Source organism: Fibrella forsythiae (genome assembly GCF_017353175.1).
Lineage (GTDB): Bacteria > Bacteroidota > Bacteroidia > Cytophagales > Spirosomataceae > Fibrella > Fibrella forsythiae.
Genome location: NZ_JAFMYW010000001.1, coordinates 88,210 through 114,520, shown reverse-complemented (window position 1 = coordinate 114,520; position 26,311 = coordinate 88,210). Strand labels below are relative to the sequence as shown.

Below are 26,311 nucleotides of genomic sequence, written 5' to 3'. Positions count from 1 at the left end.
TCAATGAAACGGATTCCTTTCTACATCGTCGACGTTTTTGCGTCCAACAAGTACGAAGGCAATCAGCTGGCTGTGTTTCTCGACCTCAGTAACGAGGTGTCTGATGAGCAGATGCAGCATATAGCCCGTGAAATCAATTTTGCGGAGACGACCTTCGTCAAAGCCAACCGGAATAATCAAGCGTTTGTTGTCAGGATTTTCACTCCTGAACATGAGGTGCCCTTCGCGGGGCACCCTTCCATTGGCACCAGTTACATCATCGCCAGGTTCCTCTTACCGAACGTACCTGAATCGCTGATACTGACCCTGACGCACAGCGACATAACGATTCGCATCGTTGAACCCGACGCTTTGGACCAAAGCCTGCTTTTTATGCGTCAGGCTCAACCGGAATTTCGCGAATATATCCCCCATCAGGAAATCGCGCAGGAACTTGGCATCCCCTTTGATCAGCTCGACGTCTCACTGCCAGTTCAGGAAATAAGTACCGGGCTACCGTACATCATTATTCCACTGATACATAAGGAGGCGATGGATACCCTCACCCTTCCCTACAATCGGTTTCGTGATTTCCTGTACAAGCGCAAAAAGTACCGGACCAACAGCAACACTGGCCACTCAACCTCACTGTTCTTCTTTACAACTGAAACCTACGAGCCAGCCAGCATGTACAATACACGCATGCTCTTGCTCGAAAACGGACGCCTGTCTGAGGACGCCGCAACGGGCAGTGCCAATGGCTGTTTGCTGGCTTACCTCCTCGCCCATCGGACTAACGCCGTCGACGCACTGGTTGAACAGGGCTTCCAGATGAATAGAAAATCGTACATCTACCTCAACGGCTCCCGCACTGCAGACACCTACGAACTAAATGTGGGTGGACATACCCAACTGGTGGCTGAGGGGCATTGGTACGTATAGCCACCCATTTCCTGGTCTACCCTGCCTCGACCACGGATACGCCGTCACGTACACGGTTGATTGCCTCTGACTGATGGCGCCACATCTCCTGAAAAATGACGGATCGCTGACGAAGTTCAAGGAACGTTCCTTCATCCACGATGGCCCCATTGCGCATAATGTAGATGTAGTCGAACATGGGCAGGAGATGCAACCGATGCAGCGACGAAATCACGGCTTTATCGGCAAAGGCAGCCAGTAGGTTATGGTAGATGTGGTATTCGGTTTTAGGATCAACGCTACTGGTTGGTTCATCCATCAACACGATGTCGCTCTCACGAGCCGCCAGAATTCCGCGGGCCAGCGCAAGCCGTTGCCTCTGACCGCCCGACAGATTCACGCCTTTCTCCTGAATGGGCGTATCAAGGCCATCAGGCAGGTACCGGACAACGTCTGCGAAGTGAGCCAGTCGGCATACGTCTGCCACATCCTCCTCCGGGAAAGCAAGACCCAGCGTAATGTTATAGGCTACTGTATTTTCAAATATTTCGGGTTCCTGCGGTAACAGTGTAACTGTATTACCGATGGCTGACCAATCCCGTTGTTTCTGTCCATCTACGTTCCAGTGTAGACCATTGGCTGGTGCGTAAAGCCCTCGCAAGAGAGTTAGCAACGTACTTTTTCCGGATCCGCTTTCGCCAATCAGTGCAATTCGTTTTCCACGGGTAATCTGCACAGACAGATTCTTCAGTGAGGCTGGTCTGAGCAAAGACGAATTCGGCCTTGCCTCATCAACAGGTACGTTGCTGGCTGTGTGTTCAAACGAGAGCCCCTGGATAGTTACTGACTGCCAGCGATCTGGTAAGGTTGCCGCCTCTGCTTCGGCATGACCGCGGTATTGCAGATACGTGTCACTAATAGTCCGGGCGGTCTGCACGTCGGTGTTGTACTGCACGATCTGGGTGTATTGCCAGGCCACATCGCTGAATACGCTGGTGAACTGATTCACGTACCCCAGGAGTGTCACTAGTCCACCAACCAGAAACACGGTTCCAGGTACGTGATGTTCATGAACGTACCCAACCGTAATGACGATGTACACGATGGCAATCATCATGGTGGCTACAAACCATTTCCATTCGTTGATACGTATTTCACGGCGGAATGGTACGCGAATCGCCCCTATTTTGTCGTGCAGTTTTTCTTCCATTCGCCCTTCGAGCCGGAGCGTAATCACCGTAACGATGTTAGACAGGCTATCAAACAGCGATGAAGCCATACTGTGTTCGCGTTCGTTGGTTTCTTCGAGCGCTTTTACGAACGGTTGATCAAACCGGCGGATGATCCAGACGGTAAAGGCGCCCAGCACCAAACCGATAGCCCCGTAGAGTGGCGCAAAATAAAGCATTGCACCAAACGAGAACGTAAACTTGGCCACCACGTGCAGGTACGTGAATCCGTTCTGGAAGAACGACTTCAACGCCCCATACGCCTTGTTGATCCGATTGATCGTGGCTCCGCTATGGTGTTGCTTGTGCCAACTGACAGGCAGGCGGAGTGTCTGATGGTATAATTCATTCAGGAAATTACGGCTGACATCAAACGCCAGTTGCCGCTCCATAATTCGGGCGGGTCCATGGAAAGCCCACTCCAGAAGTTTCAGGGCCAGAAACAAGCCGCCGTATTGTAAGGTCACGGTCAATACCGCACCGGCATCACGCTGAATGCGATCAACGAACCAGCCAAAAAGAAGCGGATGGACGGCGCCTATCAGATTGGCGCAAATGAAAAGCAGGTAGACGGCCAGATAACGTCCTTTCTGATTACGAGCATACTGCCACGCAGTGCGCAGTAGTGCCACGTAGGGGTTTTTCATGTAAAAAGTAGTGTCGTTACGGTGCTACGAAGTTCAGAAAAATGTATCGAATTCACTACTTACTCTATCGTAGTGTATACAAAATTAATCTCGTTTTTAGAGCAGGCCAGCAGCCAGCGCAAACGGGCCGCCGACAATACCCCAGCAAGGGCAAAAATCGACCCAAACCGGACAAATTAGGCCTCTACGTGGATTTATGGCCGTTTTTTTGTATCTTTAGGGGGTAAACACAATGCCAGAATACACCACTCCACCGACCTATTCAGTGTAGGTATGTCTGGGTATTTTTAACACCTCGCTGCTACATGGTGAACGACGAACATCAGGAACCGTCTGACGACACAACAACAAACACTCATGAAACCGAAGCGGTCCTCCACGATCAAACCGTGGTTTCGGGCCTCTACGAAACGTACTTTCTCGATTACGCTTCCTACGTTATTCTGGAGCGGGCAGTACCAGCTATTGAAGACGGTTTGAAACCCGTTCAACGCCGGATTCTGCACGCCCTGAAGGAAATGGATGATGGCCGCTTCAATAAGGTGGCTAACGTAATTGGGCAAACGATGCAGTATCACCCCCACGGTGACGCCTCGATTAATGAAGCCCTCGTCAATATTGGGCAGAAAGAACTCGTCTTTGATACCCAGGGAAGCTGGGGCGACGTACGAACCGGCGATGGTGCGGCGGCGGCCCGTTATATCGAGGTCCGGCTGTCGAAGTTCGGGGCCGATGTGGTGTTCAATAACGATACTACCGAATGGCAACTGTCGTACGATGGCCGGAAGAAAGAGCCGGTCACGCTACCTGTCAAGTTCCCGCTGCTGCTGGCAATGGGCGTCGACGGTATTGCCGTCGGACTTTCAACCAAGATTCTGCCGCACAATTTCAACGAGATCATTGACGCTTCGATCGCCATTCTGAAGGATAAGCCGTTCGCGCTCTTTCCCGACTTCCAAACAGGTGGCTACATCGATGTCAGCAACTACAATGATGGTCACCGGGGCGGTAAAGTTCGGATACGTGCCCGCATTGAAGAAATCGACAAAAAAACGCTGGCGATCCGTGACGTTCCGTATGGCGTTACTACCACATCGCTCTGCGATTCGATCGTTAAAGCAGCCGAGCTTGGTAAAATCCGGATCAAGTCGCCCGGAAAGAACATTGCGGCAGTCGTTGATAACACGGCGAAAGACGTAGAGATTGTGGTGCACCTGCAACCCGGTGTTTCTCCCGACGTAACGATCGATGCCCTTTATGCCTTCACCGATTGTGAAGTAAGCATCTCCCCCAACGCCTGCGTGATCATCGGCGACAAGCCGCATTTCGTCAGTGTTTCAGAGATTCTGAAATACAATACCCAGCAAACGGTAGCCCTGCTGAAACAGGAACTGGAGATTCGCCGGGGTGAGTTGATGGAGAAACAACTGTATGCATCGCTGGAAAAGATCTTTATCGAAAATCGCATCTACCGGAAAATTGAAGAATGCGAAACATTCGAAGCCGTACTTGAAACGATCGACAAGGGCCTGAAACCGCACAAAAAGCTGTTTTACCGCGACATCACGCAGGACGATCTGATCCGCCTCACCGAAATTCGGATCAAGCGGATCTCAAAATATGATGGATTCAAAGCCGATGAACTGATGCGGCGGCTGGAACAGGAACTGGCCGAAGTAGAAGATAACCTGGCTAACCTGACCCGTTATGCCATCAATTACTTCAAAGACCTCCAGAAAAAATATGGTAAAGGCCGCGAGCGCCGCACGGAAGTCAGGGCATTCAACACCATCGCGGCCAATGTAGTAGCAGCGGCCAATCAGAAACTGTACGTCGACCGCGAAGGCGGTTTCATTGGCTACGGCCTGAAGAAAGACGAGTTTGTCAGCGATTGCTCCGATATTGACGATGTGATCGTGTTCAGGCGCGATGGCAAATGCCTTGTCAGCAAGATTCAGGAGAAAACGTTTGTTGGCAAAGACATCATTTACGTCTCGGTGTTCAAGAAAAACGACGAACGGAAGGTCTACAACCTGATCTATCTCGATGGCAAATCGGGTATTTCAATGGCCAAACGTTTCCCCGTTACAGCTGTTACCCGCGATCGGGAGTACGACCTGACGATGGGTAATCCGAAATCAAAAATCACCTACTTCACCGCCAATGATAATGGCGAGGCCGAGGTGATCACGGTGAACCTGACGGCTCAGAGCGCGGCTAAACTGAAACAGTTCGATTTCGATTTTGCCAGCATCGGCATCAAAAATCGGTCGGCGCAGGGTAATATTCTGACCAAGTACTCGGTTCGCAAGATTGTTCAGAAAACGGCAGGCTCGTCTACCCTGGGGGGTACCGATATCTGGTATGATGACCATATGGGCCGCCTCAACCGCGACGAACGTGGACGGTTACTTGGCAATTTTGATGCAAAAGACAGTATTCTGGTGGTGTATAAAAATGGCGAGTACGAACTGACCAGTTTTGATCTGACCAACCGCTATGAACCGTCGGACATTCAGGTGTTGCAGAAGTTCGACCCGGATACGGTTATCTCGGCCCTTTATTTCGAGGCAGCTCAGAAACTCTATTACGTAAAACGTTTTAAAGTGGAGACTACGACGATCGACAAGAAGTTTAGTCTGATTGGCGATGTGAAAGGCTCCAAGCTGCTCGCTGCAACGACGGATGCATTCCCGCGTATAGAGGTGCAGTACCAACTGAAAGATCGGGCACCGCTTGAGAAAGCGGTACTTGAACCCGCCGAATCAGCGGATGTTCGTGGCTGGAAAGCACTGGGTGCTAAATTGCCTTATTTTAAGGTGAAAGAAGCTAAACTGCTGGCACCGAAAGTGGTTGAGAAATCACCGGAAATACCCAAAGTCTCAACATCTGACAAGTCACTTGCTGACGAAGAACCAGAAGCGGTTGTTCAGTTAGGTTTATTCTGATCAAGTCGATGACTAAAGTTTGACGTCCAACGCTTACTGGTTTCGCTGGGTCATCAGGTATAATCAGTAAATGCTTGGACTTTAAACTTTAGTCATTGGACCATCTACTATGATTACAGCCCGCCACATTGACCGTGCCGCCGCGCGCCGCCGCCTGTCTCACCGCCTGTCGGTGCGGGCCTGGAAGCGTGTTGTGAAGGCAGGCATTGGGGCGGGTTTCACGGGAGTCCTTGTCGTGCTGCTCTGCAATTGGTGGGTAGTGTCGAGCACCCGGTCGCAGATATTCTTCGATATCAGACAGTTGCCTGCCAACGATGTTGGGTTAGTACTCGGCACCAGTAAGTATGTAAAGGGCGGAAAGGAAAACCTGTTCTTTCGCTATCGGATGGAGGCCACCGCCCGGCTCTGGAAAGAAGGTAAAGTGAAGTTTCTGATCCTGAGCGGCAATAACGATTCAGAATATTACAATGAGCCGGAAGACATGCAGAAAGCCCTGCTCAAACTCGGTGTTCCGTCCGACGTGATGATTCCCGATTACGCGGGTTACCGCACCTTCGATTCGATTCTGCGCTGCAAAGACGTATTCAAGCAGCACCACATCACCATCATTTCTCAGAACTTCCATAACGCACGAGCCCTGTATATCGGTAATCACGAAGGCATCAATGCTGTGGCGTTTGCCGCGCAGGACGTACCTGACGGTTATTCGCTCAGAACACTTGTTCGTGAGTACATGGCCCGTCCACTGGCTATGCTGGATGTACATTTTCTTCGCCCCCAACCAGAGACCGGGAATAAGAAACTGTAGCCCGGCAGGTACGTACCGATGCCCCAGGCCAACTAAAATCACAATTTATCACGCCAGAAATTGTACTTTGCGGTGCTGAAAAGCATACGCTTCGTCACTGCTTCCTTTGACATAATTATTTCTTATTAAAGTTCAAAAAATCTCTTCTATGAGCGAAGTAGCCACCCGTTTTTCACCTGGTGTTATCACAGGTGATGGTGTTTCAGAAATTTTCCGTCACGCTAACGAAAATGACTATGCCCTGCCGGCAGTCAACGTGGTAGGTACCAATTCGGTTAACGCTGTGCTGGAAACGGCCAAAGCGGTGAACTCGCCGGTAATCATTCAGTTCTCGAACGGCGGCGGCATTTTCTACGCAGGCAAAGCGCTCTCGAACGAAGGCCAGAAGGCAGCTATTGCGGGTTCCGTATCGGGCGCCCTGCATATTCATAATATTGCCGAGCTGTATGGTGTTCCCGTCATCCTACACACCGACCACTGCGCCAAGAAGCTCCTACCCTGGATCGATGGCCTGCTGACGGCTTCGGAAAAACACTTCGATCAAACGGGTAAGCCTCTGTACTCGTCGCATATGCTCGACCTGTCGGAAGAGCCGATTGAAGAGAACATCGAGATTTCGTGCAAATACTTTGAGCGGATGGCCAAGATGGGCATGACGCTGGAGATTGAGCTGGGCGTAACGGGCGGCGAAGAAGACGGCGTTGATAATTCAGACGTTGACGATTCGAAATTATACACGCAGCCTTCGGAAGTAGCCTATGCCTACGAGCACCTGAGCAAAATCTCACCCAACTTCACGATTGCCGCTGCATTCGGTAACGTGCACGGTGTATACAAGCCAGGTAACGTGAAACTGTCGCCGATCATCCTGAAAAACTCACAGGACTTTATCGTTGAGCAGTTTGGCACCGGCCCGCTGCCCGTTAACTTCGTATTCCACGGTGGTTCGGGCTCAACACGCGCCGAAATCCGTGAGGCAATCCAGTATGGTGCTGTGAAGATGAACATCGACACCGACGTACAGTGGTCTACCTGGGAAGGTGTACTGAACTATTATAAGTCGAAAGAAGGCTATCTGCAATCGCAGCTTGGTAACCCCGAAGGACCAGATTCGCCGAACAAAAAATACTACGATCCACGCGTATGGCTTCGTAAGGGTGAAGAGTCAATGATCGCCCGGCTGAAAACGGCGTTCGAAGACCTTAACTGCATCAACCGTCTGGCCTAAGCCCGTCTGGAACGTACCTGGAAGCCCGTCAGCACGCATGTGCTGACGGGCTTTTTTTTCTGCCATTTGGGCAAACCCTTTGCGGGCCGTGGGGTTGATGTATAATAACCTATAAAGTCGACCAACATTATGCAGTATCCAGAATTTGTGCACGCCGCAAAAGAGCAACTTGGGGTAACCACTGAAACAGATGTGCTGACAATCAGTCGGGCCTTCCTGCACACCCTGACCGATCACCTGGCCGGTAACGCTGCCGATAACCTCGGTGCGCAACTCCCCGCTCAGCTTCTCGACATTATCCGGGAAATTGGCCCGGAGGAGCGCGATCAGGGCGAGCGTTTTAAGCTGACTGAATTTTATGAGCGCGTAGCAGACCGGGCGGGCGTTGACGACGAAACAGGCAAGCGGTATACCCACCAGTTTGCGCAGCTTCTGAGCCAGATGGTAACAGCTGGCGAGATCCAGAAGATCGCAGGTACGTTGTCGGATGACTACGCCCCCCTTTTCGAAACGGCAGGCAATTTGTAAACTTCTCTGCGGAATTAGCACCAACAAAACGTACCCAGTCAGGTCGTCAGTTAGCCTTCAGGCGGTGATCTGACCGGGTACGTTTTGTTGGTGCCTGACACATCGGCTTATAGTTGGCTAAACAATACACCACTTATATGCTTCGCTTCTTCCTTCTCCTTACTGTCTTTGTAAGTGCGGATGCCTGCCATCTCCGGCGATTGGTCTCGTCTGATGAGGAAATTCTGTTGCTGATCGATCGTAAAATGCTTGGAGAGGATGGCACCCTCCGGCGCTCTTTATCCGATGTTTGGGTGAACACATCGGCCTTTTGCCAGTCTGAGCAATCGGTAGATTGTGTTATTGAACTCGATAATCTGCAACATGAGTTGAATGATCTGGACCCTGTTCCGGTCCCACAGCCAGGAGCGCGTTTGCCTGTTTCCGCAGACGAAGCAACCAAGTTGTACAAAGATTTTGTAGGTAGTCATCAGGGAGAGCCTATTCTGGCTGTTTTTCAGCAACTCTATCCCCGAATCCTGCTAAACAAGTATGGGATCAAAACGAGTGGAGACTATGCTGCAATTGCCTATTTCGCAACGGAGATGGCCCACTCGAATGCACTTGATTTCGATCTGAGAACTGAGCTTTTGTCGATTTTGAAGGGCCATATACCAAACGAGTCATACGCAACACTGGTGTGTAGTACGCTTGAGGCGGCAAAGCGGGAGGCTGTGCGGCAAAACCGGGAGAAGATTCGTCTACAGTCGCTCATTGCCCTGAATCCGAAAGAATTTGTCGCTGGCGACCCGGATACATACGCTACGGCATCACATAGACGGTTACTGAGGCAGTATGAACGATCCTCAATGGCGGCAATTGTTACCCGGCTTACCCAGTGGCAACAGGAACCAGTTAACTAAGGCCGACTCCTCTATGGAATTCCTCCTGATTTAGCATCGTGCAAAGAAACGTACTATGAAACAGGTATACCTAATTGTTGCCCTGTTAGCAGGAAGCTTCTCCTGCACCGACAAACAAGCAGCCGAAAAGGGCCCTCATCTTCCGGTTATTGATCATCCTGAACGGGTTGAGATTCGGAAATCGTTCGGAGAGGTACCGATTGATAATTCGGATTTTTGTGCAGATCCGGCGGGCAATAGCTGTGTACATACGTATCAACTTCTGCTTGCTCAGCTAATGATTCTGGACCCTATTCCAGTTCCTCAGTCAACGCTTGGGCCAGCCATCTCGACTGCAGAGGCTATTGATCTGTATAAATCGTTTGTCAGCCATTACCGGGGCGAACCCATATTAGCGGTTTTCAAACAGCTGTATCCCAGAATATTGCTTAACAAATACGGCATCCTGGAGGGGTCAGACTTCGCACAGATCAGCTATTTCGCTCAACAGCTTATCGAGGCGAAATCGTACGATCATGCAATCCTACTTGCTGCGTTGAAGAAATTGAAACCGCATAGTTCGCCAGGTCAGTTTAGCTCTATGAAAGCATCAACCCTAGAGGCTACACAGCGACGGAGATCCCTTCTCGAAGCAGAAATATCGGAGCTTAGCGACACAACAGCAACTGGTCGGTACGGTGATGAGTTATCAACTCGGTTATTTCCGAAGGACATACGTGCCCAAATCCTTGCGCGCAACAAAAGCGAATACAGAAACTTACTGACCGACCTTGATGAACTGAATAAACTGTAACAGTCAACGTACCTATAAAGTAAATAAGCCTGCCAGGACTGTAGCAGGCTTATTTACTTTATAGGTACGTTGACTATTTTTTCGGCGTCAGGTACACGAATGGAATGATAACTTCTTCGAGCGATACACCGCCGTGCTGGAAGGTATCGCGGTAGTAATTGACGTAATAATTGTAGTTGTTCGGGTAGGCGAAAAAGTAATACTCCGTCGTGAACACATATGCGGTTGATACGTTTGGCTTGGGCAGGAACAGGCGCTCCGGTTTACGGGCCACAAACAGATGGTCTTCGTCGAAGCCCAGGTTTTTGCCTTGTTTGTAGCGCAGGTTCGTGTTGGTTTCCCGGTAACCCACAATCTTGGCGGGTTTCTGTACCCGAATCATACCGTGGTCGGTGGTAATAACGAGGCGGCCCCCTTTATCGGCAATCTTCTTGATCAGCTCAAACAAGGGCGAGTGCAGGAACCACGACCGGGTCAGGCTGCGGTAGCCAGCCTCGTCGGGAGCCAGCTCCTTGATCATCGCCATATCGGTCCGGGCGTGGCTCAACATGTCGACAAAGTTGTAAACAACTACGTTCAACTGGTTTTGCATCAGGTTGTTGACATTATCAACCAGCGCCTTCCCCTGACCAACGTTCAGAATCTTGTTGTATGATGTTTTGATATTGACCCGCGCTTTATCGAGCTGCCGTTTCAGGAATTCATCTTCGTGGTTATTCAGGCCGGCTTCTTCGTTGTCGTCGTTTACCCAGATATCCGGATGCTGCTTTTCCATTTCGCTCGGCATGAGTCCCGAAAAAATCGAGTTCCGGGCAAAGCTTGTCGTTGTGGGCAGAATCGAATAGTACGATGATTCTTCCTGAACAGTGAAGAAATCAGCAATGATCGGTTCAATGACCTTCCACTGATCGTAGCGCAGGTTATCAACCAGAATGAAAAACAATGGCGCGCTCGGCGGCCCTGTCTCGGTCGTGTTCAGGAGCGGAAATACCTTTTTCCGCATCAACTGATTCGACAGCACGGGCTTGTCGATCTTCGGATCGTTGAGCCAGTCTTCGTAATTCTCGATGATGAATTTACAGAAGTTCGAGTTGGCTTCGCTTTTCTGCATGTTCAGCACCTCGATCATGCTGTTATCCTGAGCGCTGTCGAGTTCAAGCTCCCAATAAATCAGCTTTTTATATACATCAGCCCATTCGGTATGGTCCATCCGGTCGCCAAACTGCATGGCCAGATTCCGGAAATCCTGTTGGTAGCCAATGTTGGTGCGTTCAGTCACCAGCCGCTTATTGTCGAGGTTCTTTTTCAACGACAACAATAACTGACTGGGGTTGATAGGCTTAATCAGGTAGTCGGCGATCTTTGATCCGATAGCTTCCTCCATAATGTGTTCCTCTTCACTCTTGGTCACCATCACCACGGGCAGGTTTGGCCGCATTTGCTTGATCTGCGCCAGCGTCTCGAGGCCAGTCATTCCGGGCATCATCTCATCGAGCAGCACAAGGTCGTATTTTTCGTTCTCGACTTTGTCAAGCGCATCGGCACCCGAGTTTACGGGAGTAACGTCGTATCCTTTGTTTTTCAGGAAAAGCAGATGTGGTTTCAGCAGATCGATTTCATCGTCGGCCCAGAGTATAGTGTAGTTTTGCATAAGGACTAGTAGTCTGAAAAGTCATCGAAAAAGAGTCATAAGTCTGGATGTCGTGTTAAAAGTGCTGACACGACTATCCAGACTTATGACTCTTAACGTCATTCAACTTACATCTATTTAACTTCTAACGACCCGGTCTGTTCACGCAGTTCGCGTTTATGATAGTTTAACAGTCTGAACGGACCTGAACAAGTTGTCTGGAATCCCCCAGAGCAATAGTTCTTTCAGGCTGTGTTCTGCTTCGGCGGGCGCCTTCAACAACCGCGCCACCTGCCGATATACCATCTCAGGTACGTTGCTCCGCTCACGCATTGCCCGGATTGACGTTTCAGCGATAAAGCCATCGCCCGCCGATTTAGACAGTTTTTTCCCCTCACTACTCAACAGGAGAGGGTGATGCCAGACACGCGCCTGCAGAAAGTCAGTCCAGCCCAGTGCGACGGCCAGTTGACGCTGCCGATCGGTCGATTCGATCAGATCCTGGCCACGAATCAGGTACGTTACCCCAAAATACTGATCGTCAGTCAGTGAAGCTAGTTGGTAGGCCGGCAGACCATCGCGCCGCCGAACCACGAAATCGGCTTCTCCATTTCCATCGGCACGGAATCGCCAGGCCACATTCGGGGTATCTAGTGCGAGTTGCTGCTGCCTCCCTTCAGCTGGGTACGTTGGTCCATACGCCTGCAATGCCCGCCTCGACAGCCCGCAGGCATACAACGTACCTGCATCACGGAGTCGATTCAACGTATCCGAATAGTAATCAAGCCGACATCGCTGCGACCAGTTAGCGGCAAAATCAGCTGGCGATGCCGGGCCTACATCATAATCAATACCCAGGAAATCGATCGACCGAAAGATATCATCGACGTATTCAGGACGTTTCCGGTCGGCATCCAGATCATCGATCCGAAGCAGAATTTCTGCCCCCCGTTGTCGCGCAGCCAGCCACGTCAACACAAAGTTCACGGCATTACCAAGATGCAGATAACCAGACGGTGTAGGTGCGATTCGGAACAACACGACAATACAATATCAAGTGGGAATGAATAAGCACAAATGGCTCTGCTGGTGAATGTCTTACGCCAAAATCATTCTTAATTCTTCATTCTTAATTGCTCCAGATCTTCCGGCGAATCGATACCGTAGCTTTCCAGGTCGGTTTCAACAACGCGAATACGGTAGCCGTTTTCGAGCCAGCGGAGCTGCTCCAGGGCTTCGGCGCGTTCGAGCAGCGATGGCGGAAGCTTTGTTATCTGCGCCAGAATATCGGTTCGATAGGCATACAGGCCAATGTGTTTCCAATACGTATGCTGCTGAAGCCAGGCGGCTACGTTCTCAGGCTGGTTGCGCTGATAGGGAATCGGCTGGCGACTGAAATATAACGCTTCACGCAGGACGCCATCCGTTTGACTGACCACCACTTTGGGCGAATTGGGATTCGTCAGCACTGCCGGATCGGTAATAGCTTTCACCAGGGTAGCCAGTTCCGTAGCTCCGTCGAGGACAGAAGTGAGCAGGTCAATTTGCCGGGGTTGAATGAACGGTTCGTCGCCCTGTATATTCACCACATATGGGTACGTTCTGCCCAGTTGCTCAACCACTTCCTGGCATCGGTCTGTGCCACTTTGATGATGCGTTCCCGTCATAATAACCTCACCACCAAACGTACGAACATGATCGAAAATCCGGACATCGTCGGTTGCTACGACCACGGCGGTTAGCGATGTTGCCTGCCGAGCCTGCTCAAACACCCGCTGAATCATACTCTTACCGTTAATATCGACAAGTGCTTTAGCCGGAAATCGGGTAGATGCATACCGGGCGGGAATAATACCAAGAATGTCCATAAAGGCGTTTTCTTGCAAATATGAGCGCTTTTCTCCTTAGTTTTACGTTAAAGGCCTACTGCAATTTTGTGCACTATAGCCCACCCAGATACCATGAACCGCCTAATTAACTTCGCTATACCCAGCCTCCTTCTTTTGGCTCACGCTACCCACGCCAGCAGCACGCCCCCCTCCTTTCCTGTTGATTCTGTGGGCATTGAACGTAAGGATGGCAAGCGCTTTGTACTGCATCGCGTGGATCAGGGACAAACCCTCTACGCGGTTGCCCGTCGGTACAATTCAACTGTCGACGCCATCAAATCGGCTAATCCTGATCTGACCGAAAACAGTGTGCGCTATGATCAGCTCCTTCGAGTTCCGGTTGTCGAAGTCACGCTCTCGCGCAGAGAACAGCGCGATGCGGAGAAAGCACAGAAGAAAGCAGAGAAAGAGAAGCAACAAAGCCCGAAAGAAGCAGAGGAACTTACCGCCGACGATGTAAAAAACGCACTTAAACCAGACTCTAAGGTCAAGCCGAAACCCGAAAAATTGACGGAGAAACCGGCATCGGCGCGTCCGGCGGGCTCATCCTCAACCGGGATTCACGTTGTAGAGTCTGGGCAGACGCTGTATAGCCTTGCTGTTCGGTACAATGTCACCATGGCCGACATTCGCCGCTGGAATGACCTGGGTGCCGATGGCATTCAGGTAGGTCAGTCACTGATTGTATCAGAAAAAGCATTCGACGCGAAGAAGGCAGAGGCCGGCACCACCAAAGCGAAACCAACATCGGCAAAAGCGGCTGAGAATGAAGTAGCCAAGCTGGAAGCCAAGCCAATCATTACGCCCGACCCATTGCCCACGCCAGGTACCAAACCAAAACCGAAACCAACCGAAGCCAAGCCAACTGAAGCTAAACCAGCAGACAGCAAGCCTGCAGAAAAAAGTCCGGAGGCAAAACCAACAGAACGTGCCGTAACTAGTCCCAAAACAACCGAGCCTCGGTCGGATAATGAGCCGGTGAGCAACACGCGTAAAACCAACATGAAGTCAGACGTTGGCTTTGCTGATTTAATCGAGGGCAACGATTCATCGACCAAGTATCTGGCTCTGCACCGGACAGCGCCAGTAGGTACGCTGGTGCAGGTACGTAACGATATCACCAACCAGAGCCTCTACGTAAAAGTGATTGGCAAACTACCCGATACCGGTATCAATAATCAGGTGTTGATCCGCTTGTCGGCCAGAGCATTTGAGAAACTTTCGCCAAATGGGCAGCGTTTTCGGGCTGAAGTGAGTTATTCAAATTAGTCTTCTGTTTACCCTATATCGTAAACAGAAATACGTTAAGTTATGGAAACAAAAGAAGAGCGGGTTGCCCGTCGACATAAGGAGCGGGATGCAAAGATGAGAGCTTCTGCCGGTTTCAAAACCTTCAATGTGCTGTTCATTCTCTCGTATCCGTTCATTGCCACCTTCACCTTTGTGATCTCTTCATTACTTGCCATTCTGTCGGGGGTTTCGCGGGCAGGTGCCTGGATTGCCAGCGGAGGACGTAGCCGATGAAGCAATCCATTTTTGCGCCAGGTACGTTCGCAGTGGCCGACATTCGGGAGCTTCTGGACCGGAAAGCCTGTCAGTACAATCAGCCTTCGTTTATCGACCGTGACCCGATCAGCATTCCCCATCGGTTTACCCGACTGCAGGACATCGAGATTATGGGCTTCTGGGCGGCGGTACTCGCCTGGGGGCAACGACCGGTTATTCTAAAGAAAGCCAATGAGCTGATCAGCCTCATGGAAGGTGTACCCTACGACTTCGTACGGTATCATGAAGACTCAGATCTCCGGCGGTTTCTGAACTTCAAACACCGCACTTTCAACGCAACAGACGCGCTGTATTTTCTGCATTTCCTGAAACAGTATTACCTGAAACACGATTCGCTGGAAGATGCTTTCCTGCCAGTCGGCGAGGCAGACAGCCGAACCGTTGAGCCGCATCTGCGAATTTTTCACGATCGCTTTTGTGGGCAATCTGGCGATCATGAATTGTTTTTTCCGGAACGTACCCGGAAGCATATTGCTACTCCGGCCCGCAACTCGGGCTGCAAACGATTAAACATGTTTCTGCGGTGGATGGTCCGAAAAGACGATGCGGGCGTTGATTTCGGGCTATGGCAGCGTATTCGTCCCGATCAGCTTGTTATTCCGATCGACGTACATGTGGGGCGCGTTGCGGCAAAACTGGGACTGTTGGCGATCAGGAAAGACGAGTCGCCCAAAACAGACTGGAAAGCCGCCGTTGCCCTGACCAACGTTCTCCGCGATTTTGATCCTACCGATCCTGTCCGCTATGATTTTGCCCTGTTTGGCCTTGGTGTCGAAGGTGAAATGTAAAAGCGTTATGCCGGAAATCCGTTCAAGTGAGTTTTCGGCATAACGCTTTTCCTGATCTATTCCAGCGAGAACGTGATTGGCAGTGTGAAGCGCACTCGCACCGGCCGACCCGATTGTCGGCCTGGTTTCCAGCGCGGCATGGCTTTCAGTACACGTAACGCTTCTTCGTCTGTCCCAAACCCAAGCCCCTTCAATACGTTCAGGTCGGTTAACGTACCATCTGAGTTGACGGTAAACGTTACCACTACCCGCCCCGACACGCCCGCGCTGCTCGCAGCCCCCGGGTAACGAAGCGTCCGCTGCAGAAAATCACGCAAGGCTGTTTGGCCGCCCGGAAAGTCAGGCATCTGCTCAACTACCAGAAAAGGAGCCTCATTCTTTGCTACAGGTGTTTCCACCGCCACCTCCTCCCTGCTGGGCCCTGCCAGGGCGTCAGGCATTAAAATCAACTCTTCTTCACCAGTTCCTTCCTGCGTTGTCTGTCCAGACGTGGCATGTTCCAGTTCCTCCACGGTGGCTACCGGGGGGTCTTCATCCGGCGCATCGGCAACTACCTCAGGCACCATGTTCTTCACCGTTGCCACCACAGGCGCAATCTCCTGCCTGGGTGGAACTACGATTTTCTCTTCAGGTGGCGTTTCCTGCACTACGTTCTCCAGCGTAATCTCCTTCATGTAGGCCTGCCTGTCAGGCTTTACCCAGTTGTATAACGCGGGCAACTGCAAGGCACCGATAAACAGTAACGTACCCAGCATTAGCGCGCGGGCAAGCGTATGGCGATACGCCTGCCGCAGCGCAAATGCTCCGTAGGCCTGGTTACGGCCTGCAAACAGAATGTCATCGAAATTTGCCATGTCAACACAGTTTAGTTTTCTGTGTTGATGCATATGACCGGATTATGCACAAGTGGCTAGCGATTTGAGCCGTTTGCCCAACCTCATGTTCACCTACGGTACATATGATTCAAGCACTGTCATACTACCGTTTGGCACAAGCGTCACGGATGTCACAGAAGCCGGAATGAGCGCGCATTCTCCCATTTTCAGCGCCACCGAGTAACCGCCGGTTGCCTGGATTGTCAGGGAGCCTTCCACGCAAACCAAAATCACAAATGAGTCGAGGTGTGTGTAATCGTGAAGCACTTCTTCATTAAAACGAAGCACGTTCGTAACGAAATAATCGCTCGTCACCGCGTTGACGCCTTCATTTAGCTTATGCTCGTAATGCGTCTTGTAATCAGCATGATAGGTATAATCGATAGCATCAACAGCCAGTTCGGTGTGCAACTCACGGAGGTTGCCTTTATCGTCTTTCCGGTCGAAATCGTAGATGCGGTACGTAATATCAGACGTCTGCTGAATTTCGGCCAGCAGGAGCCCTTTACCAATGTAATGTACCCGACCGGCAGGCAGGAAAAAGACGTCGCCGGGATGTGCTTCTTCGATGTTCAGTATATCGGTGATCGTGTTGTCGGCAACGGCGTTTACGTATTCGTCTTTCGTGACTTCCCGGTTAAAACCTGAATTTAACGCAGCGCCGGGATCAGCCTGCATGATGTACCACATCTCGGTTTTCCCGAAGCTGTTATGGCGCTTGTGGGCCAGTTCGTCATTCGGGTGTACCTGAATACTCAGATCGTCATTGGCATCGATGAACTTTACCAGGAGTGGGAATTCGTTTCCGTAGCGCTCGTATACGTGTTTGCCAACCAGTTCAGGGCCAAACCTCTCCAGCACAGCCTGCAGGCTTTCGCCAACGAGCGTTCCTTCTTTTACTACAGATATGTTGCCCGGAACGCCCGAGATTTCCCAGGTTTCACCGCAATTGGGCAGGGGTCCGTCTGGCCCCGTCGGAAACTCTTTGCCGAGAACAGATTTGATCTTGTGTCCGCCCCAGATTTTATCTTTAAACAGTGGCGTGAACGTCAGTGGGTACAGCATAGCTAATAAGTCTTTGTTGAGCATTAATTAACTCAAGAACCGGCAAGTTACGGGTGATGTTGCACTTTAAAGAGTGAAAGAAAGAAAGAGCGCAGACGTGTTTGCAGCCAAGAGTGCCTAATTTTGCGTACCTGGTTGCGTTTTCGTAACTGTTTAAACCGCTTTCTCACTCTTTTGATTCTTACACTCGTTGGCTAAGCTTTGGCAAAAAGAAGGCGTATCAACCGCCGCTGAAATTGATCGGTTCACCGTTGGTCGCGACCGCGAAATGGACCTTTACCTTGCTCCGTTCGACGTACTGGGTAACCTCGCCCACGCGCAGATGCTGGAAACGATTGGCCTGCTCTCTCCTACTGACTACCAACAACTTGCGGCCGAGCTGAAGCGCATTTACCCTAAAACGCAGTCGGGTGAGTTTGTGATTGACGATGACGTTGAAGATGTGCATTCGCAGGTCGAACTGATGCTCACCCGGGCGTTAGGCGATGTGGGTAAGAAGATTCACTCGGGGCGGTCGCGGAATGATCAGGTATTGGTTGATTTGAAGCTATTTACCCGGTCGCGCTTGTGGCAGGTAGCCGAGGCTACCCAACGCGTATTTAATCGCCTCATCCAACGGTCGGAAGAACATAAGAATGATCTGCTGCCCGGTTATACGCACTTGCAAATTGCGATGCCGTCGTCGTTTGGGCTTTGGTTTGGTGCCTATGCCGAAGCCCTGGCCGACGATATGCTGACCCTGCAGACAGCCTACCGGTATGCCAACCGCAATCCGCTGGGCTCAGGTGCAGGCTACGGTTCATCGTTTCCGCTGAACCGTACGCTCACTACCGAACTACTTGGTTTTGAAGGGCTTCATGTTAACGTAGTGTACGCTCAGATGAGCCGGGGTAAAACCGAACAGACCGCCCTGAACGCCCTGGCAACGGTGGCCACTACCCTGGCACGTTTAGCTATGGATGTGTGTCTGTATAACAGCCAGAACTTCGCCTTCCTGACCCTGCCCGACGCCCTGACAACCGGCAGCAGCATCATGCCGCATAAGAAGAACCCCGACGTGGCAGAATTGCTCCGGGGCAAGTGTAACCGGCTGAAAGCGCTGCCTATGGAAGTGACGCTGGTGATGAGTAATCTCCCCTCCGGGTATCACCGCGACATGCAGTTACTGAAAGAAGTTCTGATGCCCGCCTTCGACGATCTGCTCGACTGCCTGGACATTGCCGATTTTATGCTCGAACACATTCAGGTTAAACCAAATTTACTCGACGACAGCAAATACGATCTACTGTTCAGTGTCGAGCGCGTTAATGAACTGGTGTTGAGTGGCGTACCTTTCCGCGAAGCCTACCGAACCGTTGGCAAAGAGATCGCGGAGCATACGTACCTGCCGCCCCGTGAGTTACATCACACGCACGAGGGCAGCATCGGTAACCTGATGAATGACCAGATTGTCGCGTTCATGAATCAGACGCTGGCGGGTTTCGGGGCCGACAAAGCGCAAGCTGCTGAAACGGCACTACTAGCCTGATCGAATAGAAAAAAGGAACAGGACAGGTACGTTTCCGGTTTTCAGAGTAACGCCAAACAAGGCGGGCGTCTCCGCTCCTGCTACAGGCGTGTAGGCCCGTCCATAACTGCCCAAGCCGACGCTTAAGCGTTGACACTATATATGTCGAAAAAAGTCAATATTGGTCTGGTACAGATGAGTTGCTCTGCCGATGTCGAGGCCAACATACAGAAAGCAGAAGAACGTATTCGCGAAGCTGCACAGAAGGGAGCGCAGATCGTTTGCCTGCAGGAATTGTTTACATCGCTTTATTTCTGCGATGTGGAAGATCACCATAATTTCAGTCTGGCCGAAGCAATTCCCGGCCCTACGACCAGTCGGATGGGTGCACTGGCCGCTGAACTGGGCGTTGTCATTGTGGCTTCACTCTTCGAGAAGCGGGCGCAGGGGCTTTACCATAACACAACGGCTGTGCTCGATGCCGACGGAACGTACCTGGGAAAATACAGGAAGATGCACATTCCCGACGATCCAGGCTATTACGAGAAGTTTTACTTTACTCCTGGCGATCTGGGTTATAAAGTATTCAATACTAAGTTTGCCCGCGTTGGTGTGCTGATTTGCTGGGATCAGTGGTACCCGGAGGCAGCCCGGATCACCGCCCTGATGGGGGCCGATCTACTGGTTTACCCAACGGCAATTGGCTGGGATACTAACGAGCCTGACCCAGCGCAGAATACCGAGCAGTATAACGCCTGGCAAACAATTCAACGGAGCCATGCCATCGCCAACGGCTTACACGTCGTTTCGGTAAACCGGGTTGGCCGCGAGGCCGATCAGCAATTCTGGGGTGGATCTTTTGTTTCCAATCCGTTCGGAACTCTGCTCTATCTGGCCCCCCATGATCAGGAAGTGGTTCATGTTCAAGAGATCGACCTGGAGGCGGGTGAAAAATACCGGACTACCTGGCCCTATTTCCGCGACCGCCGGATCGATTCGTATCAGCCGATTACGAAGCGATACCTTGATGAATAAAGGCTAGTCAACAGGCGCAACTATTCTTGTATCGCCAGTAGTAGCGCCTGTTGGCTCTGTATTCGTTGTGTAAGCATGTTCCCCAGCCGGCGGCTCAGTTCTGACTCGTCGGATAGGAAAACAGCTAATTCAGCGCTGGTAAACTGCCCCACAATGGTTCCAATCAGCAGGTTCCTGAATTTCAGATCGGTCCGGATGGCATGATCGATATAGGTATGCTGTTCAGACTGGCTCATCCTGCCAAAGCGGGAATCAGCCCCCAATTGCTTACGTTTAACAAGGTAATGCCGAAACAGACGCAGGAGTAGGTCGTTCTGTAGTTTCAGAATTGGCCGAAGTGTCTGATTTTGAAATGATTCAGCTTGACCGGCAGTTGTCGTTTCTGTTAGAATCACCGGCCGTAGGGCCAGAAGGGCAATGTCTCTCATAGAAACACAACAGCAGAAAGCGGCTGCCTATTCCATGCGCTGGTCTTTATTCCGTTAATAAGGACTACTGTCGACTCTACTCGTGAACTGGCCGAATGCAGGCGTCTTCGACTATGTTCTTTCACCAGGTATTACTACGCAAGATCGGATGGGTCGTCGGCAATCCGGGTATTGTCATACCATGTGTTCATAGTCTCAAAATCGTCGGTTGCCAGTTCGAAGTCGAGCACGTCGAAATTAGATTGAATCCGCTCTTTTTTCACCGATTTTGGAATCGTCACTACGTTATGCTGCAGCGACCAGCGCACCAGGACCTGATAGCTTGATTTGCCATATTTTTCAGCAATCGCCATTAGTTTAGGGTCGTTTTGTTTCATTCCCCGAACTAGCGGCGCATAGCCTTCCAGTTGAATACCTTTTTCCCGGCAAAATGTCAGGACATCGGGGCGGTAACAATAGGGGCTAAATTCCACCTGATTTACGGCAGGTGTAATCGTAGCGATAGCAAGCAGTTCATGCAGGTGAGACTGGTAATAATTGGATACCCCAATGGCACGAATGCGCCTCTCGGCATACAGGCTTTCCAGCGCTCGCCAGGTGTCCAGTCGATGAGGACTGGTTGGCCAGTGGATCAGGTACAGATCGACCGTATCTAGTTGCAACAACGCCAAACTACGGTCGAAGGCACGTCGGGTCGATTCGTACCCCTGATCCTCGTTCTTTACTTTGGTAGTAATAAAGAGTTCGTTCCGGGACAGGCCGCTCGCTGCAATAGCCCTGGCTACCTCGCGCTCGTTCCCGTAACCCGCTGCGGTGTCGATCAAACGGCACCCCAACGCCAGCGCATCTTCGACTGCCTGTTGAACTTCGTTGTTATGTTGGGGAGCGTATACGCCCAGCCCCAGTAAGGGCATCTCAACGCCATTATTCAGCGTAACAGTTGGTGAATTCATGGCTAAAAATAGAGATTTCAACGCATAGCTAAAGCCGAGACAGCGTTTTACACCCTAGCTCGACTTTAGCCGCAGCCTTCACTGGCCTCTATTAAAGTACCTCAACCGCTACTACATCTGAAATCACATTCCAGGTCAACTCCCGGGCATCGGTCAGGCCCACCTGAATGGTATCTCCTTTATTGACTTCGCCCGAAATAATCATGCGCGAAATGGGACGACGTAGCTGACTTCGGATAACACCTTTGAGCGGACGGGCTCCGTAGCGAGGCGTGAACCCGCTAAGCGCCAGAAAGTCACGAGCCGTGGTACTGATTTCCAGCCGGATACCCTGCTGCCGAAGTGGCTCGGTTAAGCCGCGCAGATGAATGTCGAATATCCTGGCTACGTTGGCCTCAGAGATGGGCGCAAACGGCACGATTTCGGTCAAACGGGCCAGGAACTCCGGTCTGAAGTGCCGCGACATGATTTCCATCAGATCGTTGGCGGCGGGAATAACACCTTCACCAAACTGCTTCACCACAAATTCGCTACCAATGTTTGAGGTGAAGAGCACCACTGCGTTGGTGAAGTCGCCTTCTTTACCCAGCCGGTCGTGAAGTTTTCCTTCATCAAGGATTTGCAGGAAGATATCGAATACCGACGGGTGTGCTTTTTCAATCTCATCGAAGAGCACCACAGCATACGGTTTCTCCCGGATTTTATTAACCAGTAAGCCCCCTTGCTCATAACCAACGTACCCGGGAGGTGCCCCGTACAGCAACGCTGCCGAATGTTCCTCCTTGAACTCCGACATATCGAAGCGGATCAGGAATGACTCATCGTTGAATAGAAAATCAGCCAGGGCTTTTGCCAGCTCTGTTTTGCCCGTACCTGTTGGCCCAAGCAGAAAGAACGCGCCTGTAGGCTGTTTCCCACCAGATAAACCCGCTCTTGATTCAAGGATACTAGCCGTCAGCGTATGAATGGCATGGTCTTGCCCAACAACGCGTTTCTGTATTACCTCGTCCATTTTCAGGAGACGATCACGCTCGTTGGTTTGCAGTTTCCCCATCGGAATACCTGTTTTAGCGGCCACCATCGCGGCTACATCCTGTTTGCTAACGGTTTCGTGCGGTAAACCAGCTAACGGCATCAATTCGTCGATGCGCTCAGTCAGGTATGTAAATAGTGCCTCAGGAACTTCAATTTTCTCAGGCTGTACCCGATCTGTTGCCCCATCTTCGTTAACCTGCTGCTGCAAAATCGGACTTACCTTCTGCTGAAGTTGTTGCAATACCCACTGGTATTCAGCCAACTGGCGTTCATCGTCAAACGCGGCCACTTTTTCCTTCGCCGTCGCCAGCTGAGTGCGTAAAGCGTCTAAATCCTGCGTGGCCGTATCGCCCATCGTACGTATAGCCGCCATTGTGCGGTCGAGCAAATCAACGGCGGCATCGGGCAGGCGTCGATCTTTTACATAGCGCTGCGCCAGCCGAACGGCTTCAGCAGCAACCCCTTCGTCGGTTTTCAGGTTATGATGCGCCTCGTAGCGGGGTATCAGCGTTTCCACCATACGGGTGGCTGCAACCGTAGTGGGCTCGTGAACAGGCAATTGCTCGAACCGACGACTGAACGCCTCATCTTTCTCCACGTATTGTCGGTATTCATCCAGCGTAGTAGCCCCAATTACCGTGATTTCTCCCCGTGCCAGTTCAGGCTTTAGTAGCTGTGATACTCCAGCGCCTACCGAGCCGTTCGGATTCAGGAGCATGTGAATCTCATCAATAAACAATACAGCTTTGTCGTGTTGCTTTACCTCTTTTAAAATACTCTTCAAGCGGTCTTCAACTTCACCTTTATAGGAGGCACCTGCCACCAGCGAGCCTAGGTCAAGTTCATACAGCTCAGCCACCTGCAAACCACCCGGAACGGTACCGGCCACAATTGCCTGCGCGAATCCATCGACCAGCGCCGTTTTGCCTACTCCCGGCTCCCCGACCAGCATGACATTGGGTTTGGTCCGACGCAGAAGTATCTCCAGCATGAGACGGAGTTCACGGTCCCGGCCAACAATCGGGTCAAGTTTTCCTTCGCGGGCCTGATTGGTCTTATTTTCGCAAAACCGGGCTAAGGCAGACTCACCTGAATCAGCATCTGTTCCGGGAGACGTACCTGAGCTGGCTGCCTGTCTGTTATCGCCCGTTAACGGCGACATGTCCTTTTCAACCAGGTGTTCATCCTGCAGGGCATCGAGCACCTCTTTCTGCGAAATGGGTAACGACTTCAACTGCTCAGCCGAGAAGGCCACACTTGGTTTTAACAGAGCAGCCAGCACATACGCCGGTTCGATCTGCATACTTTCCATCTGCGTGGCAATCAGATCTGCCAGTTGCATGGCCTGCGACGTAGCTGCATCAGAAGCGGGCAGCGACACGTTTTTGGTCGCTTTAGGCAGCAATTCAAGGCGGTACTCGGCCCAGTCGCGCAGAAAGTAGATATCCTTATCCAGGGCCACCAGCCATGATGCCAGCCCAACATCGTTATGGAGCAGGCCCAGAAGTAGATGTGGGGGAGCAATGGCATCGTGACGATGTTCATGCACCAGGGCCTGGGCGATCTGAACGGCCCGCTTGGTCTCCGTAGACAGGTTCATAAGGGTGAAATTCGTGCAACACGTGTTTAGTAGCCAAGTTAGCCAATTGGTTTTCTATAGATACCAACCCTTCCGAACATTTTCTCCCTTCTTTACCGTACGACTAAGCCCCGTTGCCACTGCCCTATTGGTATGACAAAGCCTGCTCGTCGGTTAAGAGGAGCAGGCTTTGGCGAGGCTACTGGCAAACGGGGAGTCGGTGCAGTTAAAAGAAGAACCCAACCGAGGCCATAGCATTGACCCGCTGCGTTGTTGTAGAAACAGTTGGCGTATCGGAATCACTCAGTATATAAGGCGAAAGGCCTGTTTTCTGATTGTAGTATGACCCTGACAGATCGAACGAAAAACGGTCGGTACGTACACCTACACCACCCGAGAAGAGTACCCGCGAGCGTGAATCAGCGCTTACCCGATCCAGATCAATGCGGTAGGCTGAAGGCAGGTACGCCACGCCGCCACGAATCCGGAACATGTTTGCCCGAATTTCAGCACCAGCCCGAACGTTTACTACATTCTGGTAAGTGTTTTTCACTTCGGAGGTTACATCATTCTTAAAATCCGTGTTGCTCTGCGTCGAGTTGAACGCGTCAGTACCGATTCGCATCCCGCCATAGCCTACGTAATCGGCCGTGGCAGTCAGGAAGCCCAATTTACCGCCGCCCAGGAAATACGTAAAGCCGCCCGATGCCCGGAATGGCGTTGTCATCGAGTAATTAAAATCATTGGGGTCGACCGCCACGCTGTTAACTGTTAGATCTCTGACCAGTTGAGAGCTGCGGCCAAAAGCAAAAAACGTTTGCTGGAAGGTTTCCTTCATGCTAAAGAAGGTGGGCGAAGAAGCGCTGGCACCGATCTGAAAACTCTGCACAGGCCGGTAGATTGCCCCAACCGTAAGGCCAAATCCAGTACCCGTAACGGCCAGGTTATTAGTGCGTCCGTAGTTATCAAATTGCCCGTTAACCGGAGCTTCGCGAATTGTATTCTCAGAATCATAGCGAATTCGAGAAATGTTGGCCGAAATACCCAGATACAGCTTATCGTCAAAATTACTACCGTAAGCAAACGTCCATTGAGAGTTTGCGCCCGACTGGTTCGACGTTGCGCGTTGATTTAGCGGTAATGTTGGATCTAACCGGTAAAAAGGCGATCCGTTCGTATCAATCGTGCCATTCGGATTAGTCGAAGTTGCACCATATACGGTGGGGTTGACTAGAAAGAGGCCATACAGGGCTGCTTCAGGCGTACGCGCCGTGTTTACGGTGAAATCATCGGAGAGCGCACGTTCTTTCACGCTTCCGGGAGCACCAGAGTTCAGACCCGGAATGTATTCATTCAGAAAGGTGGAATTGGTGTTGTTATTTCGTCCCTGGGCGTCTGACGTACTGGAGAAATTTAGTGACTGCGAATAAGAAATCCCGAACGACGACCGCCGCCACCGGCTGTTGCGTGATGGCTCACCTGCAAATACCAGACTAAGCTGGCCAATATTGAAATTCGTCTTGCTGGCGTCGACAGTACTTCCCAAAAATCCGCTTCGGGCCGATGTCAGATTGATCGATGGGCTGAAAGTAATTTCAGAGCGGTTATAGAACCCCAAACCGGCCGGGTTCCCGGCAATGTTGCTGGCATCGCCGCCGAGGGCTACCTGATTGCCGCCAACACCCCGGAAACGGGCAGAACCCTGTTGAACAAAATCATTGTACCGAAAGGCATCATCGGCGTATTCAGCTGCGCTCCCCTGTGCCAGAAGCGATGAAGTAGGGAGAGCCAGCAAAAGACCAGCTAAAAAGCGTTTCATGTGCGTATAGGAAAAAGATAAGGTGAATGGAAGCCCGTTGTGCCACACGTTATCGTGGTTTAATGCTTAGAACAGAAAACCCATCGATGGTTTAACGTTAAAAACAGGACAATCCGGCATTCAGTCTTCTAATAACAAATAATCCCCGTCAGAAGTCTT

22 protein-coding genes are annotated in these 26,311 nt (G+C 51.3%); 12 read left to right on the top strand and 10 right to left on the bottom strand.

All coding sequences use genetic code 11. The annotated features are described in order from the left end of the window. The first annotated feature begins 3 nt into the window (after positions 1-3). Positions 4-921: a PhzF family protein gene (locus tag J2I46_RS00645; protein ID WP_207326993.1), complete on the top strand. Its 918-nt coding sequence runs from the start codon at positions 4-6 to the stop codon at positions 919-921. Between the two features lie 16 nt (positions 922-937). Here J2I46_RS00645 and J2I46_RS00640 read toward each other — a convergent pair whose 3' ends face one another. Next, a complete protein-coding gene (locus J2I46_RS00640; RefSeq protein ID WP_207326992.1) occupies positions 938-2,776 on the bottom strand; it encodes an ABC transporter ATP-binding protein in 1,839 nt (612 codons plus the stop codon). Positions 2,777-3,081: 305 nt separating this feature from the next. On the opposite strand from J2I46_RS00640, the gene J2I46_RS00635 reads away from it, so the two are divergent. The 6 genes from J2I46_RS00635 (at position 3,082) to J2I46_RS00610 (ending at position 9,983) form a co-directional block, all read left to right on the top strand. Next, the gene (locus J2I46_RS00635; protein ID WP_207326991.1) at positions 3,082-5,724 is read left to right on the top strand and encodes a DNA gyrase/topoisomerase IV subunit A; all 2,643 of its coding nucleotides are present in this window, start codon (positions 3,082-3,084) and stop codon (positions 5,722-5,724) included. Between the two features lie 109 nt (positions 5,725-5,833). Then, complete coding sequence (locus tag J2I46_RS00630; protein WP_207326990.1) at positions 5,834-6,532, top strand: SanA/YdcF family protein; 699 nt, start codon at positions 5,834-5,836, stop codon at positions 6,530-6,532. A gap of 148 nt (positions 6,533-6,680) precedes the next feature. Continuing rightward, entirely contained in the window at positions 6,681-7,760 is a 1,080-nt protein-coding gene (gene fbaA / locus J2I46_RS00625; RefSeq protein WP_207326989.1) for a class II fructose-bisphosphate aldolase, read from the top strand. 129 nt (positions 7,761-7,889) lie between these two features. Then, positions 7,890-8,288, top strand: coding sequence for a DUF2267 domain-containing protein (locus tag J2I46_RS00620; RefSeq protein ID WP_207326988.1), 399 nt, complete (start codon positions 7,890-7,892; stop codon positions 8,286-8,288). A 137-nt stretch (positions 8,289-8,425) separates the two neighbouring features. Next, positions 8,426-9,190, top strand: coding sequence for a hypothetical protein (locus J2I46_RS00615; protein WP_207326987.1), 765 nt, complete (start codon positions 8,426-8,428; stop codon positions 9,188-9,190). 55 nt (positions 9,191-9,245) lie between these two features. Then, a complete protein-coding gene (locus tag J2I46_RS00610; protein WP_207326986.1) occupies positions 9,246-9,983 on the top strand; it encodes a hypothetical protein in 738 nt (245 codons plus the stop codon). A gap of 73 nt (positions 9,984-10,056) precedes the next feature. Here the strand turns inward: J2I46_RS00610 and porX are convergent, their stop codons facing one another. The 3 genes from porX to kdsB form a co-directional block, all read right to left on the bottom strand. Continuing rightward, on the bottom strand, positions 10,057-11,634 hold the full coding sequence (gene porX / locus J2I46_RS00605; RefSeq protein ID WP_207326985.1) for a T9SS response regulator signal transducer PorX: 1,578 nt from the start codon (positions 11,632-11,634) through the stop codon (positions 10,057-10,059). Between the two features lie 156 nt (positions 11,635-11,790). Continuing rightward, positions 11,791-12,654, bottom strand: coding sequence for a glutamate--tRNA ligase family protein (locus J2I46_RS00600; protein ID WP_207326984.1), 864 nt, complete (start codon positions 12,652-12,654; stop codon positions 11,791-11,793). Positions 12,655-12,728: 74 nt separating this feature from the next. Beyond that, positions 12,729-13,481, bottom strand: coding sequence for a 3-deoxy-manno-octulosonate cytidylyltransferase (gene kdsB / locus J2I46_RS00595; protein ID WP_207326983.1), 753 nt, complete (start codon positions 13,479-13,481; stop codon positions 12,729-12,731). 93 nt (positions 13,482-13,574) lie between these two features. Here kdsB and J2I46_RS00590 point away from each other — a divergent pair, with 93 nt between their 5' ends. The 3 genes from J2I46_RS00590 to J2I46_RS00580 are packed head-to-tail and all read left to right on the top strand — an operon-like array spanning position 13,575 to position 15,856. Next, positions 13,575-14,771, top strand: a complete 1,197-nt coding sequence (locus J2I46_RS00590; protein WP_207326982.1) for a LysM peptidoglycan-binding domain-containing protein — start codon at positions 13,575-13,577, stop codon at positions 14,769-14,771. A gap of 42 nt (positions 14,772-14,813) precedes the next feature. Continuing rightward, complete coding sequence (locus tag J2I46_RS00585; RefSeq protein WP_207326981.1) at positions 14,814-15,026, top strand: hypothetical protein; 213 nt, start codon at positions 14,814-14,816, stop codon at positions 15,024-15,026. Further along, a complete protein-coding gene (locus tag J2I46_RS00580) occupies positions 15,023-15,856 on the top strand; it encodes a TIGR02757 family protein (protein ID WP_207326980.1) in 834 nt (277 codons plus the stop codon). Before J2I46_RS00585 ends, J2I46_RS00580 begins: the two co-directional genes overlap by 4 nt. A gap of 56 nt (positions 15,857-15,912) precedes the next feature. Here the strand turns inward: J2I46_RS00580 and J2I46_RS00575 are convergent, their stop codons facing one another. Continuing rightward, complete coding sequence (locus J2I46_RS00575; protein ID WP_229379422.1) at positions 15,913-16,710, bottom strand: energy transducer TonB; 798 nt, start codon at positions 16,708-16,710, stop codon at positions 15,913-15,915. Between the two features lie 93 nt (positions 16,711-16,803). After that, the gene (locus tag J2I46_RS00570; protein WP_207326978.1) at positions 16,804-17,796 is read right to left on the bottom strand and encodes a type I phosphomannose isomerase catalytic subunit; all 993 of its coding nucleotides are present in this window, start codon (positions 17,794-17,796) and stop codon (positions 16,804-16,806) included. Positions 17,797-18,064: 268 nt separating this feature from the next. On the opposite strand from J2I46_RS00570, the gene argH reads away from it, so the two are divergent. Continuing rightward, positions 18,065-19,324 (top strand): argininosuccinate lyase, encoded by a 1,260-nt coding sequence (gene argH / locus J2I46_RS00565; RefSeq protein ID WP_310588993.1) that lies wholly within the window; start codon positions 18,065-18,067, stop codon positions 19,322-19,324. A gap of 141 nt (positions 19,325-19,465) precedes the next feature. Further along, the gene (locus tag J2I46_RS00560; RefSeq protein ID WP_207326976.1) at positions 19,466-20,338 is read left to right on the top strand and encodes a carbon-nitrogen hydrolase; all 873 of its coding nucleotides are present in this window, start codon (positions 19,466-19,468) and stop codon (positions 20,336-20,338) included. A 20-nt stretch (positions 20,339-20,358) separates the two neighbouring features. Here the strand turns inward: J2I46_RS00560 and J2I46_RS00555 are convergent, their stop codons facing one another. The 4 genes from J2I46_RS00555 to J2I46_RS00540 all read right to left on the bottom strand — a co-directional run bounded on the left by J2I46_RS00555 (position 20,359) and on the right by J2I46_RS00540 (position 26,152). Beyond that, positions 20,359-20,766 carry a glyoxalase gene (locus tag J2I46_RS00555; protein WP_229379420.1) on the bottom strand — a complete coding sequence of 136 codons (408 nt, stop codon included), beginning with the start codon at positions 20,764-20,766 and terminating at the stop codon, positions 20,359-20,361. A 134-nt stretch (positions 20,767-20,900) separates the two neighbouring features. Next, the gene (locus tag J2I46_RS00550; RefSeq protein WP_207326975.1) at positions 20,901-21,719 is read right to left on the bottom strand and encodes an aldo/keto reductase; all 819 of its coding nucleotides are present in this window, start codon (positions 21,717-21,719) and stop codon (positions 20,901-20,903) included. Positions 21,720-21,810: 91 nt separating this feature from the next. Continuing rightward, a complete protein-coding gene (locus J2I46_RS00545; RefSeq protein ID WP_207326974.1) occupies positions 21,811-24,354 on the bottom strand; it encodes an ATP-dependent Clp protease ATP-binding subunit in 2,544 nt (847 codons plus the stop codon). 205 nt (positions 24,355-24,559) lie between these two features. Continuing rightward, on the bottom strand, positions 24,560-26,152 hold the full coding sequence (locus tag J2I46_RS00540; RefSeq protein ID WP_207326973.1) for a hypothetical protein: 1,593 nt from the start codon (positions 26,150-26,152) through the stop codon (positions 24,560-24,562). Between the last annotated feature and the right edge of the window lie 159 nt (positions 26,153-26,311).

Coding starts and splice junctions, on each gene's coding strand:
- J2I46_RS00585 (WP_207326981.1), top strand. CDS start 14,814: ATGGAAACAAAAGAAGAGCGGGTTGCCCGTCGACATAAGGAGCGGGAT.
- kdsB (WP_207326983.1), bottom strand. CDS start 13,481: ATGGACATTCTTGGTATTATTCCCGCCCGGTATGCATCTACCCGATTT.
- J2I46_RS00615 (WP_207326987.1), top strand. CDS start 8,426: ATGCTTCGCTTCTTCCTTCTCCTTACTGTCTTTGTAAGTGCGGATGCC.
- fbaA (WP_207326989.1), top strand. CDS start 6,681: ATGAGCGAAGTAGCCACCCGTTTTTCACCTGGTGTTATCACAGGTGAT.
- J2I46_RS00630 (WP_207326990.1), top strand. CDS start 5,834: ATGATTACAGCCCGCCACATTGACCGTGCCGCCGCGCGCCGCCGCCTG.
- J2I46_RS00540 (WP_207326973.1), bottom strand. CDS start 26,152: ATGAAACGCTTTTTAGCTGGTCTTTTGCTGGCTCTCCCTACTTCATCG.
- J2I46_RS00570 (WP_207326978.1), bottom strand. CDS start 17,796: ATGCTGTACCCACTGACGTTCACGCCACTGTTTAAAGATAAAATCTGG.
- J2I46_RS00560 (WP_207326976.1), top strand. CDS start 19,466: ATGTCGAAAAAAGTCAATATTGGTCTGGTACAGATGAGTTGCTCTGCC.
- porX (WP_207326985.1), bottom strand. CDS start 11,634: ATGCAAAACTACACTATACTCTGGGCCGACGATGAAATCGATCTGCTG.
- J2I46_RS00575 (WP_229379422.1), bottom strand. CDS start 16,710: ATGGCAAATTTCGATGACATTCTGTTTGCAGGCCGTAACCAGGCCTAC.
- J2I46_RS00620 (WP_207326988.1), top strand. CDS start 7,890: ATGCAGTATCCAGAATTTGTGCACGCCGCAAAAGAGCAACTTGGGGTA.
- argH (WP_310588993.1), top strand. CDS start 18,065: ATGGACCTTTACCTTGCTCCGTTCGACGTACTGGGTAACCTCGCCCAC.
- J2I46_RS00545 (WP_207326974.1), bottom strand. CDS start 24,354: ATGAACCTGTCTACGGAGACCAAGCGGGCCGTTCAGATCGCCCAGGCC.
- J2I46_RS00590 (WP_207326982.1), top strand. CDS start 13,575: ATGAACCGCCTAATTAACTTCGCTATACCCAGCCTCCTTCTTTTGGCT.
- J2I46_RS00640 (WP_207326992.1), bottom strand. CDS start 2,776: ATGAAAAACCCCTACGTGGCACTACTGCGCACTGCGTGGCAGTATGCT.
- J2I46_RS00580 (WP_207326980.1), top strand. CDS start 15,023: ATGAAGCAATCCATTTTTGCGCCAGGTACGTTCGCAGTGGCCGACATT.
- J2I46_RS00610 (WP_207326986.1), top strand. CDS start 9,246: ATGAAACAGGTATACCTAATTGTTGCCCTGTTAGCAGGAAGCTTCTCC.
- J2I46_RS00635 (WP_207326991.1), top strand. CDS start 3,082: ATGGTGAACGACGAACATCAGGAACCGTCTGACGACACAACAACAAAC.
- J2I46_RS00645 (WP_207326993.1), top strand. CDS start 4: ATGAAACGGATTCCTTTCTACATCGTCGACGTTTTTGCGTCCAACAAG.
- J2I46_RS00555 (WP_229379420.1), bottom strand. CDS start 20,766: ATGAGAGACATTGCCCTTCTGGCCCTACGGCCGGTGATTCTAACAGAA.
- J2I46_RS00550 (WP_207326975.1), bottom strand. CDS start 21,719: ATGAATTCACCAACTGTTACGCTGAATAATGGCGTTGAGATGCCCTTA.